Genomic DNA, 13398 nt, shown 5'->3' with positions numbered 1-13398 from the left:
ATCAGCCTCGCCGCAACTATTTCGGGGCTGTGACAGGTGTAGTGCAAGAGGACAGACGGGAAATGGAAACCGTAACGATCGATGTCGTCTCCGATGTTGTATGTCCGTGGTGCTACCTGGGCAAAAAGAGGCTGGAGCAGGCTATCGAGGCTGTTTCCAGCGAGGTGAGCGTAGCGGTCACCTTCCGTCCCTACCAGCTCAATCCTGACATGCCGGCGCAGGGCGTCGATCACAAGAAACACCTCGCCGATAAGCTTGGCGGCGAAGCGGCAGTCGAACGCTCGCATCAGATGCTGACCGGGCTCGGCCACGAGGACGGTATTGATTTTCACTTTGATCGGATCGGCCTGAGCCCGAACACGCTTGACGCGCATCGCCTGATGCGCTGGGCGATGATCGAAGGACCGCAGGTGCAGAACAGTGTCGCACTCGCCCTGTTCAAGGCCTACTTCGAGGACGGTAGGAACATTGGCGACCGCACCGTTCTGCTGGATATCGCCGAAAGGTCCGGCATGGATCGCGCTGTCGTCTGCGCGCTCTTTTCGGCTGGCGCCGATATCGATTCCGTCAAGGAAGAAATCGGCATGGCACGCGAAATGGGTGTCACGGGCGTGCCCTGTTTCATCATCGACAACAAATATGCGGTGATGGGAGCACAGGCGAGCGATGTGCTTGCCGGTGCATTGCGCGAGGTGGTGGCGCTGAAGAGGGTCGAGGCATCGTCTCAGTCCTAGTGCCGCTGTCATAGGGGCAGGCGAGGATCATGCCGCCCGCCTTCATCACCGAATCTCACAAGCCAAGACGCGATCAGGCCTGTTTCGCCAGCGCCGCGAGTTGAGTCATCAGTTGCGCAGACCCCGTCAGCCGCTTCTCCGGCGTCGGAAAATCGCGCGACAGGAACAGGCTTTGATCTGATCGGATCTTCGCCAGCGTGCCTTGCTTGGCAATATAGCCCACGAGCGCCGCAGGATTCGGGAACTCCTTGTGGCGGAACTGGATGACGACACCCTTCGGGCCCGCGTCCAGCTTCTCGACGTTGGCCGTGCGACAGAGCGACTTGATGTAGACGATCTTCAGAAGATGCTGAACCTCGATGGGCAGCGGCCCAAATCGGTCGATCAATTCAGCGCCGAAGGCATCGATCTCCGACAGATCGTTGATCTCGCCAAGCCGGCGATAGAGACCAAGGCGCAGATGCAGGTCGGGCACGTAGTCGTCCGGAATCATGACCGGCGTGCCGACCGAAATCTGCGGCGACCAGCCGGTATCGACGATCTCCTCGTCGCCCTTAATCTCCGCCACTGCCTCTTCCAGCATCTGCTGGTAGAGTTCGAAGCCGACTTCCTTGATGTGACCGGACTGTTCCTCGCCGAGCAGGTTGCCGGCGCCACGGATATCAAGGTCGTGGCTTGCGAGCTGGAAGCCGGCCCCAAGCGTATCAAGCGACTGCAGCACCTTCAGCCGCCGCTCGGCTGGGGCCGTCAGCTTCTTGTTCACCGGCAGCGTCAAAAGCGCGAATGCCCGCACCTTCGAGCGCCCGACCCGGCCGCGGAGCTGGTAGAGCTGCGCCAGCCCGAACATGTCTGCGCGATGGACAATCAGCGTGTTCGCCGTCGGCACATCGAGGCCCGACTCGACGATAGTCGTCGACAACAGCACGTCGTAGCGCCCGTCGTAGAAGGCATTCATGATGTCTTCGAGCTCGGTTGCCGGCATCTGCCCGTGCGCGACCGCCACTTTGAGCTCCGGCACATCCTGCTGAAGGAAGTCTTGAATTTCTGCAAGATCGCTGAGGCGCGGACAAACGTAAAAGCTCTGTCCGCCGCGATAATGCTCACGCATCAGTGTTTCACGGATCACCAGTGGATCGAATGGCGAGATGAAGGTGCGAACCGCCATGCGATCGACCGGCGGCGTGGTGATCAGCGACAGCTCGCGCACGCCGGTCATGGCAAGCTGCAGGGTGCGCGGGATCGGCGTCGCCGACAGTGTCAGGACGTGAACATCGCTCTTCAGCTCCTTCAGCCGCTCCTTGTGCTTGACACCGAAATGCTGCTCCTCGTCGATCACCAGGAGCCCGAGATTGGCAAAATTGATCGAGCTTCCAAGCAGGGCATGCGTTCCGACGACGATGTCGGTCTTGCCGTCCGCCACCTCCTTCTTCGTCAACGCCAGTTCCTTGGAGCCAACAAGCCGGGATGCCTGCTGCAGGCGGATCGGCAACCCGCGGAAGCGATCCGAAAAGGTCTTGAAGTGCTGGCGGGCGAGAAGTGTCGTCGGGACGACAACGGCGACCTGAACGCCGTTCATCGCGGCGATGAAGGCCGCTCGCAGCGCCACCTCGGTCTTGCCAAAGCCGACATCACCGCAGACAAGCCGGTCCATCGGCCGGCCGGCGGCGAGATCCTCGCGAACGGCATCGATCGCATTCGCCTGGTCATCGGTCTCGTCATAGGGGAAGCGGGCGGCAAATTCGTCGTATGTACCGTCCTGCGCGGTCAGCACCGGCGCGTGGCGCACAAGTCGGGCGGCCGCGATCTGGATCAGGCCGTTCGCCATCTCCAGCAGCCGCTTCTTCAGCTTTGCCTTGCGTGCCTGCCAGGCGACCCCGCCAAGCTTGTCGAGGATCGCATCGGTCCCCTCGCCGCCATAGCGCGACAACAGGTCGATGTTTTCGACCGGGAGGAACAGCTTGGCATCGTCGGCGTAAAGCAGTTCCAGGCAGGCATGCGGCGCACCGGCAGCCTCGATCGTCCGCAATCCGACAAAGCGGCCGATGCCGTGTTCCGCATGGACGACAACACTGCCTTCATCCAGGCCTGCGACTTCGGCGATGAAATCGGCGCCGCGTTTGCGGCGGCGCGAACGGCGAACCATGCGGTCCCCGAGAATGTCCTGTTCACCGATGAAGACGAGATCGCCCGCCTCGAACCCGTTTTCAAGGCTGAGTACGGCCGAACCCGCCTCGCCCGGCTTCAGCTTGCGCAGCGAAGCCAGATCCGGGACTTCCACAACGTTGCCCAGGCCGTGTTCGGCGAGCACCTGCATCAGGCGATCAAGCGACCCCTCGCTCCAACCGGTGATCAGCACCTTTTTCCCGGAGGAACGCAGGTTCGCGATGTATTTCACCACCTGGTCGAAGACATTGACCCGATCGTAGTCGGTCTCGCCCTCCTTCGCGGCCTTCGCCCAGCGCGCACCGGCGCGCGCCTCGAGCGGAAACACGCGCCGGGCTTCGCCTTCGTGTTCGTTGAAGGGAGAGATACGGATTGCATCATGCTCATTAAGGAGCGCTGAAAACCGCTCGTCATCGACATAGATCTGTTCGGGTGGAACCGGCTTGTAAGGCGTCGCCTGCGCCAATTGCCCCTTCGCCGAGGCCGAGTTCAGTCGCGCTTCGTAATAGTCACGGACGAGCTTGGAGCGCTCGGCTGCTGCTTCGCGGGCGGTGTGATCGGTTACGATCCGGAACCCTTCAAGATAGTCGAACGCCGTTTCCAGATTGTCGTAGAACAGCGGCAGCCAGTGTTCCATGCCGGCATAACGCCGGCCTTCCGAGACGGCCTGGTACAGGACGTCGTCGCGGGTGGCGGCACCGAAAAGCGACAGATATTGCGTGCGGAAATGGCTGATCGTCTCCGGCGTCAGCGTCACCTCGCTCATGGGGTTGAGGTCGAGGCTCTTCGCCTGGCCGGTAGAACGCTGGCTGGCCGGGTCAAATGCACGAATGCTTTCAAGCGTGTCACCGAAGAAGTCGAGCCGGACCGGGTCGGCACTGCCGGGCACGAAGACGTCGAGAATGCCGCCACGGACGGCATACTCGCCGACCTCGCGCACGGTCGCCACCCGCTCAAAACCATTCTGCTCGAGACGCGCGGCCAGATCGTCCATCCGCACCTGGTTGCCGGGTCGGGCCGAGAACCCCAGCTTCCCGATGATCTTGCGCGGCGCCATCTTCTGCAGCATGGCATTGACGGTGACGAGCACGATCGCCGGATGCGGCTTCTCCTTGTGCGCAATCAACGCGGACAGTGCGGAAAGCCGCCTCGCGGATGTGTCAGCGCTCGGCGAAACACGGTCATATGGCAGGCAGTCCCAGCCGGGCAGCGTCAACACCGGAATGTCGGGCGCATGGAAGCCCAGCATCTGTTCCATGTCGGCAATGCGCTGGCCGTCCGACATCACAAAAGCAATAGGGCCGACCTTACGTGCAAGCTCCACGAGCACCAGCGGTTCGCCGCCGCTCGGCACCGCGCCGATCGTGGCAGGTTGGCCAATTGTCGCAAGTGCTGCGGTATCCAGCCCCGGTATCATCGCTGTGTCCCGATTGTCTCCACCGTCACCGGGGAGAAATCCGGGGTGAACGCACGGATACGGGGGAAGAGCCCTTTGAGAAACCGTTCCGGAACCGGTCGTTCGCCCGTCACCCACTTGACGAGATCGGCGTCGTCCTCGGCCATGATCTCTTCCAGTTCGTCGAGCTCTGCGTCGGAAAGGGTCGCGATTTCAGCGTCTGCGAACGCGCCGAGTACTAGGTCCATCTCGCGGATGCCGCGATGCCAGCAACGGAAGAGAATGCGCTTGCGGCGCGGTTCGATGTCTGCGCTGGAGCGTGTGCTTCCGGTCATGCCTGCTGTCTTTCCCGCATTCGGAGACTTGGCACGCATCCGATGGGCGCGCGCCATGTTGGCGAAGGGCGCCGTCCGGAAGTCCGGCGGCTGCCGTTCGCGTCTCTATAGACGCTCGAAAGCGGATTGTCAGCCTTGCCAAGTTGCAATTGTCTAGCGCATTTTGTCCGTATGCGTCCTGCCCTGCTCGATCCCCTTTTCGCCTCCCTCTCTTCCCTGCCCGGCATCGGGCCGAAGATGGGCGATCTGTTTGCCAAGCTGCTGGGCCAGGAGAGCATCGAAGACTGCCGGGTCATCGATCTCGTCTTTCACACCCCGCACGGCCTGATCGATCGGCGCCACCAACCGGGAATCACGCATGCGCCGCAGGGCGTGATCGTCACGATATCCGGTCGCGTCGACCGGCATCAGCCGCCGCCGCGCGGCAAATCGAACGTGCCTTACCGTGTCTTCCTGCACGACGATACCGGGGAGTTGGCACTGACCTTCTTTCGCGCTAAGGGGGACTGGCTGGCGAAGGCACTACCAGTGGACGAGCAGGTCATCGTCAGCGGCAAGGTGGACTGGTTCAACGGTCGGGCCTCCATGGTCCATCCAGACTACATGGTGAAGGCTTCCGAGGCGGAAGCCATGCCGCTGGTCGAGCCCGTCTACGGACTGACTGCGGGGCTTTCCCCTCGCACCCTGCGCAAGGCAATCGAAGCCGCTGTTTCCCGGATTCCGCAACTGCCGGAGTGGATCGATGACGCGATGCTCTCGCGACAGGGCTTTCCGTACGCGAGCGAGGCCTTCATAGCGCTGCACCATCCACGTGACGCGCTCGACCTCGACCTGCAAGCGCCCGCACGGCGACGGCTTGCTTATGACGAATTCCTCGCAGGTCAGATCTCGCTAGCGCTCGTGCGGCAGAACCTGCGCCGCGTCGCCGGCCGGCCGGTGGTCGCCACCGGGAAACTCAGCCAGCCGGTCCAGGCTTCACTTCCCTTCGCGCTGACAAACAGCCAGTCCACCGCAATTGCCGAAATCCTGAAGGACATGGCGACCGACCAGCGCATGCTGCGCCTGCTGCAGGGCGACGTCGGCTCTGGAAAGACGGCAGTGGCCCTGATGGCGATGCTGGCAGCCGTCGAGGCGGGCGGACAAGCCGTGCTGATGGCGCCGACCGAAATTCTTGCCCGTCAACACCATGCCACACTGTCTCGGATGGCCGAACCGGCAGGCATGAGCATCGACGTCCTGACCGGGCGCACAAAGGGTCGAGAGCGCGACCAGATCCTTGAGCGGATTGCCTCGGGCGAAACAAACATCGTCATCGGTACGCACGCGCTCTTCCAGGACACTGTGATCTACCGCGATCTCGCACTTGCCGTCGTAGACGAACAACATCGCTTCGGCGTGCATCAGCGCCTGCGTCTAACGGCGAAGGGCATTTCGCCGCACATGCTGGTGATGACGGCAACGCCGATCCCGCGCACGCTCGTGCTGGCCGCCTTTGGCGACATGGACGTATCAAAGCTCACCGAGAAACCCGCCGGCCGCAAGCCGATCCAGACCGTCATCGTACCGCAGGAGCGAACCGGCGAGATCGTCGAACGTTTGCGCACCGCCATTGCCGAGGGCAAGAAAGCCTATTGGATCTGCCCTTTGGTCGAGGAGACCGAAGAATCGGACCTGATGTCGGTCGAAGAACGTCATGCGACGCTCGAGCGCGTGTTTGGAGACAAAACCGGCCTCGTCCACGGGCGTATGAACGGGCCGCAGAAGGACGAAGCCATGCTCGCCTTCAAGAATGGCGAGACCCGTCTGCTCGTTGCCACGACCGTTGTGGAGGTCGGCGTCGACGTACCCGATGCGACGATCATCGTCATCGAGCACGCCGAGCGCTTCGGATTGGCCCAGTTGCATCAGTTGCGCGGCCGAGTGGGGCGCGGCGATGGCGCTTCTACCTGCATCCTGCTCTATAAAGGTCCGCTCAGTGAAAACGGGCGAGCACGGCTCGGCATCCTGCGCGAGACCGAGGATGGGTTTCGGATTGCCGAAGAAGACCTCAAGCTGCGCGGCGAGGGTGAACTGCTCGGTACCCGGCAGTCGGGCACACCCGGTTTTCTTGTCGCCAGTCTCGAAGCGCATGGGGATCTGTTGGAGATTGCCCGAAAGGACGCTGCCTACTCGTTGGAAAAGGATCCGGAACTGACCACTGAACGCGGCAGCGCATTGCGCACGCTGCTCTACATCTATCGACGCGACGAAGCGATCCGCTTCCTGCGTGCAGGTTGATTGCTTCCAGCTACTTCTTAAATTTTTGCTTTAGCTTGGTCGAAAGTGGCGTTGGTGGTGCGAGGAGTTGGTCCGGCGGCGTGACGAGACCGACCGAAATGATCAGCTTCGCCGCATCCTCGGCACTCATGTCGAGCAGCACGATCTTTTCGCGCGGGACGAAAACGAGGTAGCCGGCCGTGGGAAAAGGGGTCGGCGGTAGGAAGCAGGCGACCATGTCGCGCCCCATCGCGTCGAACTTCGATTTCATCTCGCCCTTGGCATCGGTGGCGATGAAGACGATCGACCATAGCCCGGCGCTCGGATACTCAATCAGTCCTGCCTTGTTGAAGGACGTGCCCTTCTCCTTCAGAACCGACTCGAAGATCTGTTTCAGGCTCTTGTAAACCGTGCGAACCAGCGGAGTTCCGTTGAGAATCGATTCGCCGAAATTGAAGATCGAGCGGCCGATAAGGTTCTTGCCGAGAAAGCCGACAAGCGTGATCACGACCAGCGCGATCAGAAGACCAAATCCGGGGATGGCGAACTGGAGATAGCTTTCCGGGTTGTAGCGATTGGGAATGTAGGGTTTTACCCAACTGTCAGCCCAGTCGATGAAAGCCCATGTCAGCCAGATCGTGATAGCGATCGGCGCGCAGATGACGAGCCCGGTCAGAAAATTGTTGCGCAGCCGCATGGCCACGGAAAGTCTGGGAATGATCTCGGTCATCGCGATCCAGCCGCAGCGCGTCTCAGCCGTAGAAAGCTGGATGATAGGTAACCGTCCCGCCCGCGTAAACCGGTGAAAACGCCAGACGCATGAAATACTCCTGCGGTATCCCCGGGCATGTGAATCCAGGATCGATCGCAAAGCCGAAGCGTGAGTAGTAGTCGGGATTGCCGGCGAGTACGCATCCCTTGGCATCAAGCCGTCGAAGGCGTGAAAGCCCTTCATTCACCAATGCGCTGCCGATGCCGCCGCGCTGGAGGGGCGGAAGCACGGAGATCGGCCCGAGCCCGTACCAGCCCGCGTCTTCGACGGAGATCGTCACAGGCGAGAAAGCAACGTGGCCGATGACGGTGCCTCCGTCTTCAGCCACCAGAGACAGTGTTAGGGCGTTCGCGGCCCGCAATCGATCGATGATTGCGGGTTCGGAACCGTCGCTATAGGGCATGTCCGCAAACGCGTCGGCCGTCAGCGTCCGAATGGCCTCGATGTCGGCGGCTGTCTCGTCGCGAATGATCACTCCACCGTCACCGATTTCGCCAGGTTGCGAGGCTGATCGACGTCCGTGCCCATGAAGACGGCCGTGTGATAGGCGATCAACTGGATTGGCAGGGAGAAGATCATCGGCGCGATGATCTCGTCCACCGATGGCAGGACGATCGTCGCCATGGTCTCAAGCTTCGTTGCCGCCGCACCTCGCTCGTCGGTGATGAAGATGATGCGTCCGCCTCGCGCGGCCACTTCCTGCATGTTCGAGACGGTCTTTTCGAAGAAGCGATCGAACGGCGCGATGACAATGACCGGCATGTTCTCGTCGATCAGGGCGATCGGCCCATGCTTCAGTTCGCCGGCCGCGTAGCCTTCGGCGTGGATGTAGGAAATCTCCTTGAGCTTCAACGCGCCTTCCATGGCCAGCGGATAGCTCGTGCCACGCCCGAGATACAACACGTCCTTGCACTTGGAGAGCTCCCTCGCCAAATGTTCGATCGACGGCTGGATCGTGTTGAGCACATTCGCCATAAGGCGCGGTGTCTCCGACAAGCTGCGGACGAAAGCGGTCTCATCCGCTTCGCTCAGTGTCCCCCTGGCGCGGCCGGCCTGGATCGCCAGCGACGCAAGAACGGCGAGCTGGCAGGTGAAGGCCTTGGTCGAGGCGACACCGATTTCCGGCCCGGCCAGCGTCGGGAAAACGACATCGGATTCGCGCGCGATCGTCGATTCGGGTGCGTTCACGATGGCGCCGATCTTAAGGCTCACCTCTCGGCAATAGCGCAGCGACGCCAGCGTGTCGGCCGTCTCACCGGATTGCGAAATGAACAGCGCCGCAGATTGCGGGTTGAGCGGAATTTCGCGGTAACGGAATTCGGAGGCGACGTCGATTTCCACCGGCAGGCGCGCCAGGCGTTCGAACCAGTACTTGCCGACGAGACCGGCGAGATAGGCCGTGCCGCAAGCCGAAAGTGCGAGACCAGTTACAGACGAGAAATCAATCCCTTCCGCCGGCTTCTTCACTCTCCCTTCGATGAAGTCGATATAATGGCTCAGCGTGTGCGACACGACTTCCGACTGTTCATGGATCTCCTTCTCCATGAAATGGCGGTGGTTACCCTTGTCAATCATGTAGGCGGAAGCGTTCGAGACCTGGCGCCGGCGCTCCACTGGATTGCCATCAAGGTCAAAGATATGCACGCCGTTTTTGCCAACCACAGCCCAATCGCCATCGACAAGATAGGTGATCTCGGAGGTAAAGGGGGCGAGCGCGATCGCGTCCGAGCCGAGATACATCTCGCCCTGTCCGTGGCCGATGGCAAGCGGCGGTCCATTTCGCGCAACCATGATCGTTGACGGATCATCCTCGAACATCACGGCCAGCGCGTATGCGCCCGTCACACGCTGGAGCATCGTCAGCATGGCGTCGCGGCGGCCATGGCCTTGGCGCCGCAGGCTGGCCAGCAGCTGGGCGACCACTTCGGTGTCGGTCTGCGTTACAAATTGCGCGCCACCTTCGATCAACTCATCCTTGATCTCGGAAAAGTTCTCGATGATGCCGTTGTGCACGACGGCGACCCCGTCGGTGAAATGCGGATGCGCGTTGCCTTCGGTCGGCGCACCGTGTGTCGCCCAGCGTGTATGGGCGATACCGATCGTGCCGGGAAGCGGCTCCTCGGAAAGTCGCGCCTCGAGATTGACGAGCTTGCCCTCGGCCCGGCGGCGCTCGAGCCGTCCATCCCGAATGGTTGCAACACCTGCAGAATCGTAGCCTCGGTATTCGAGCCGCTTGAGCGCCTCCACGAGACGCCCCGCGACAGGCTCGCTACCGACGATGCCGACAATACCGCACATGAAATCACTCCGTCTTGGGACTGCGCCTCTCTCGATCCCCAGATGAACAAGGGACAGTCGACGCTTTTTTATCGGCGCATACTCCGAGGCGGAAATCGATTCCGTCTTTCGGAGAGTTGCGGTGAATAGATCCGCCTTCAGGTAGCGATTTTTGCAATAAGCGCAACGGGTTCGCGCTCACTTTCGGTTTCAGTCGTTAACGCCGCTGGCCAGCTATTCCGCGGCTTTCTTCTTTGCGGCCTTGATCGCGGCATTGCGTTCACGGATCACCTTCGCGCGGTCGAGTTTGTTTTCCTGCCGGGCGCGGCCGAAGGCAACGGCGTCGTGGGGAACGTCCTGGGTGATAACGCTGCCGGAAGCGACATAGGCGCCGTCGCCGATCGTGACAGGTGCCACCAGTGCGGAATTCGAACCGATGAAGGCGTTTGCCCCAATGTGGGTCTCATGCTTGTTGATGCCGTCATAGTTGCACGTTATCGTGCCGGCGCCGATATTGCTGCCTGCGCCGATGAACGCGTCCCCGATATAGGTCAGATGATTGACCTTGGCCCCTGCCCCTATCTCCGCCTTCTTCACCTCGCAGAAATTGCCGACCTTGGCCTCGGCACCGAGATTGGCACCCGGTCGCAGCCGTGCGAACGGGCCGATGGCCGCCCCTGCTCCGACGTGAGCGCCTTCCAGATGCGAGAACGCGTGAATCACTGCACCATTTTCCACCGTCACGCCGGGACCAAACACGACGTTCGGCTCAATGGTCACGTCGCGATCGATCTTCGTATCGTACGACAGGAATACAGTTTCAGGGGCGATCATGGATACGCCGGAAAGCATCATCTCCGTGCGCCTGCGCTGCTGCCAAAGCCGCTCGATGAATGCGAGTTCAGCACGAGTGTTGCAGCCCGTCAGTTCCTCCTCGGGTGCTTCGACAGCCGTGGCACGTCCACCGGAAGCGCGGACGACCTCGACGATGTCGGTGAGGTAGAACTCACCCTTGGCGTTGGAATTTCCAATCCTGTCGATCAGCGCCAGCGCCTTGCGGCCATCGATCGCCATCAGGCCACCGTTGCAATAGGCGATTTTGCGTTCTGTCGGTGTGGCGTCCTTCTCCTCGCGAATCGCGACCAGTTCGCCGTTCTCAACGATCAGTCGGCCGTAGCCGTGGGGATCGGCGGCCATGAAGCCGACGACGACGACGTGGCTGCCCGTGGCCAGGCCGGCTCGCGCCGCCTGAAGCGGTGCCGCCGTCAGAAGCGGTGTGTCGCCGAACACGACGAGGATGTCGTCATACCCGCGTTCTATAGCGTTGCGCGCCGCGAGCACCGCGTGCGCCGTACCGAGCCGCTCGGTCTGGATGTAGGTCTCAGAGCGCACGGATTGATTGCGGGCGGCAGCTTCCACCTTCTCTGCGTCGCGGCCGAGCACAAGCGCCACGTCCGCAATCCCGGCCCCGGCCAGTGCGTCCACGACATGCGCGATCATCGGACGGTTGCCGATCGAATGCAGCACCTTCGATTGGGACGATTTCATCCGGGTGCTCTCGCCTGCCGCCAGAATGACGGCCAGGCAACTGCGTTTCGTCTCGTCCTTCTGCATTGCTATCCTCGTTTCGAGCGTATGGTGCCGTTTCATAGCAAGGGCACATCATCTAACACAAAGGGAAATGAAGCCTATTCCGTGCCGCGCAACCTGCTTTCAACGAGAAGTCCGCTTTCGTCGAGGATGGGATAGGCAACTGACACCAGATGCGCGTTGATCCGTTTCAGGTCCCGAAGCATGTCGAGATGGAGCGAACTCGTCTGCAGGCTGTCGAGGCGACCATCGCGCAGGCGTGCAAGGTGGCGCTCGGACGACTCCTTCTCCATGCGCCGCACCGCAACCTTCACCTCGACCAGTTGCCGCGCCAGGGCAAAATCGCGGGTGACGAGGATCGTCTGGGCAATACGGAGATTCTCGACGGTCAGATTGAAGAGCCCGGTCAGTTCTGCATAACCATCGGTAGAAAAGCGCAATCCGTTGACGATTTTCTTACGCACCTGCTCCTGCAGGCCTTTCTCGATGATGTCACCGATATGCTCGAGGTTGATCGCATAGTCGATGATGACGATCGACCTGGCGGAATTCTCTTCATTCAGCCCCTGGTGGCCGAGGCGGGAGAGATAAATCTTGATCGCCTGCTGCAACTCATCGACCTGCTTCTCGTAGGAGCCGATTTTCTCCAGTTCCGAAAGACTGTTCTCCTCGAAGGCCTTCATCGTATGGATCAGCATCGTCTCGATGAGATCACCGACGCGCAGGACTTCCCGGGTTGCCCCCGAAAGCGCCACGACCGGAGTCGCAAGCGCTGTCTCCTCTAGGTATTGCGGTCCGGTTTCCCCCTTCGGTTCGTCCGGCACGAGGCGCTCCATCAGACGCGCGAGCACAGGCGAGAGCGGCCAGAAGATCATTGCCACGACGATGTTGAAGGCTAGGTGGGCATCGACCGGCAGTTTCGTGGCCGGCAACGGCAATTGGGCGAGCGCGTCGGCAGCCATCCCGGCGAACGGAAGCGCGATCACACAGCCGACCGCCCGCACAAGCAGATTTGCGATCGTGACGCGGCGCGCGGGGGCCGGCGACTTGAGCGTTGCGATCACGGGCGGAATCGCGCCACCGAGATTGGCACCGAGCACCAGCACGATCGTCAATGCAGGCGACAGGATGCCCATCGTCGTCAGCGACAGGATCAGCACGACAACGGCAAGGCTCGATGAAGAAATGAAGGCGAGCACGGTGGAGAAAGCCAATGCCACAGGCCAGGCGCCGTCAAGCAGGGTCAGGAATGCAGCCAGCGCCGGCGACTGGCGCATCGGCTCGGTCGCAAGGCTCAAGAGATGGAGCGACAGCAGCATCAAACCCACGCCAACCATCGCGGCGCCCGCCCCCTGCCGTACAGTCGATCTTGATCTGTAGAGGACAACACCTATCAGGATGACCAGCGGCGAGACCCACTCGATCCCGGTCGCGACAATCCAGGCGGTCACAGCCGTCCCGACATTGGCGCCCAGTAACACGATCTGCGCCATACGCGAACGAATGAGGTTTTTCTCGACGAAAGACGCCGTCATCAGCGCGGTTGCGGTTGAGCTTTGCAGGGCAATCGTCGACAGGAAGCCAGCCACGAAGGCGCGGAACGGCCCGCCCGTGCCGAGCGCAAGCCCTTTGCGGAGGCGACCGCCGAAGGCGCGCGTAACGCCGTCCTTCACCTGCGCCAGACCGAACAGCAGCAGGGCAACCGCACCGAAGAGGTTGATCATCACGATGGTCGATTCCATGCAAATGCCTTTCCGGGTCTGCCCAGCATTCTGATGATAACGTCCGGGCACATCGCCGACGCGAACCTCGCAGAATGCACTTATTCTGCAATTCATCAATTATTTCAGAATAAAATCTTTTGCCGGCGAACGA

Annotated in this window: 9 protein-coding genes; 2 read left to right on the top strand and 7 right to left on the bottom strand. The window is 61.3% G+C overall.

Going from position 1 to position 13398, the window contains the following annotated elements; genetic code table 11:
• The first annotated feature begins 62 nt into the window (after nucleotides 1-62).
• Nucleotides 63-734 carry a DsbA family oxidoreductase gene (locus IB238_RS06465; RefSeq protein WP_192244603.1) on the top strand — a complete coding sequence of 224 codons (672 nt, stop codon included), beginning with the start codon at nucleotides 63-65 and terminating at the stop codon, nucleotides 732-734.
• Between the two features lie 73 nt (nucleotides 735-807).
• On the opposite strand, the gene mfd is transcribed toward IB238_RS06465, so the two are convergent.
• The gene (gene mfd, locus IB238_RS06460) at nucleotides 808-4314 is read right to left on the bottom strand and encodes a transcription-repair coupling factor (RefSeq protein WP_192244601.1); all 3507 of its coding nucleotides are present in this window, start codon (nucleotides 4312-4314) and stop codon (nucleotides 808-810) included.
• Complete coding sequence (locus IB238_RS06455; protein ID WP_192244599.1) at nucleotides 4311-4628, bottom strand: succinate dehydrogenase assembly factor 2; 318 nt, start codon at nucleotides 4626-4628, stop codon at nucleotides 4311-4313. The genes mfd and IB238_RS06455 overlap by 4 nt, the downstream gene beginning before the upstream one ends.
• A gap of 171 nt (nucleotides 4629-4799) precedes the next feature.
• On the opposite strand from IB238_RS06455, the gene recG reads away from it, so the two are divergent.
• Nucleotides 4800-6905 (top strand): ATP-dependent DNA helicase RecG, encoded by a 2106-nt coding sequence (recG, locus tag IB238_RS06450; RefSeq protein WP_192244597.1) that lies wholly within the window; start codon nucleotides 4800-4802, stop codon nucleotides 6903-6905.
• 10 nt (nucleotides 6906-6915) lie between these two features.
• On the opposite strand, the gene IB238_RS06445 is transcribed toward recG, so the two are convergent.
• The 5 genes from IB238_RS06445 to IB238_RS06425 all read right to left on the bottom strand — a co-directional run bounded on the left by IB238_RS06445 (nucleotide 6916) and on the right by IB238_RS06425 (nucleotide 13265).
• Nucleotides 6916-7614 carry a DUF502 domain-containing protein gene (locus tag IB238_RS06445; protein WP_192244595.1) on the bottom strand — a complete coding sequence of 233 codons (699 nt, stop codon included), beginning with the start codon at nucleotides 7612-7614 and terminating at the stop codon, nucleotides 6916-6918.
• Nucleotides 7615-7636: 22 nt separating this feature from the next.
• Nucleotides 7637-8131: an N-acetyltransferase gene (locus IB238_RS06440; RefSeq protein WP_192244593.1), complete on the bottom strand. Its 495-nt coding sequence runs from the start codon at nucleotides 8129-8131 to the stop codon at nucleotides 7637-7639.
• Nucleotides 8128-9954, bottom strand: coding sequence for a glutamine--fructose-6-phosphate transaminase (isomerizing) (gene glmS, locus IB238_RS06435; protein WP_192244591.1), 1827 nt, complete (start codon nucleotides 9952-9954; stop codon nucleotides 8128-8130). The genes IB238_RS06440 and glmS overlap by 4 nt, the downstream gene beginning before the upstream one ends.
• Before the next feature lie 213 nt (nucleotides 9955-10167).
• A complete protein-coding gene (gene glmU, locus IB238_RS06430; protein WP_192244589.1) occupies nucleotides 10168-11547 on the bottom strand; it encodes a bifunctional UDP-N-acetylglucosamine diphosphorylase/glucosamine-1-phosphate N-acetyltransferase GlmU in 1380 nt (459 codons plus the stop codon).
• A gap of 74 nt (nucleotides 11548-11621) precedes the next feature.
• Nucleotides 11622-13265: a Na/Pi cotransporter family protein gene (locus IB238_RS06425; RefSeq protein WP_192244587.1), complete on the bottom strand. Its 1644-nt coding sequence runs from the start codon at nucleotides 13263-13265 to the stop codon at nucleotides 11622-11624.
• Nucleotides 13266-13398 lie beyond the last annotated feature (133 nt).

The organism is Rhizobium sp. ARZ01 (assembly GCF_014851675.1).
GTDB lineage: Bacteria > Pseudomonadota > Alphaproteobacteria > Rhizobiales > Rhizobiaceae > Mycoplana.
Note: the sequence above shows the minus strand (reverse complement) of the source record. Positions and strands in the feature narration are given on the sequence as shown.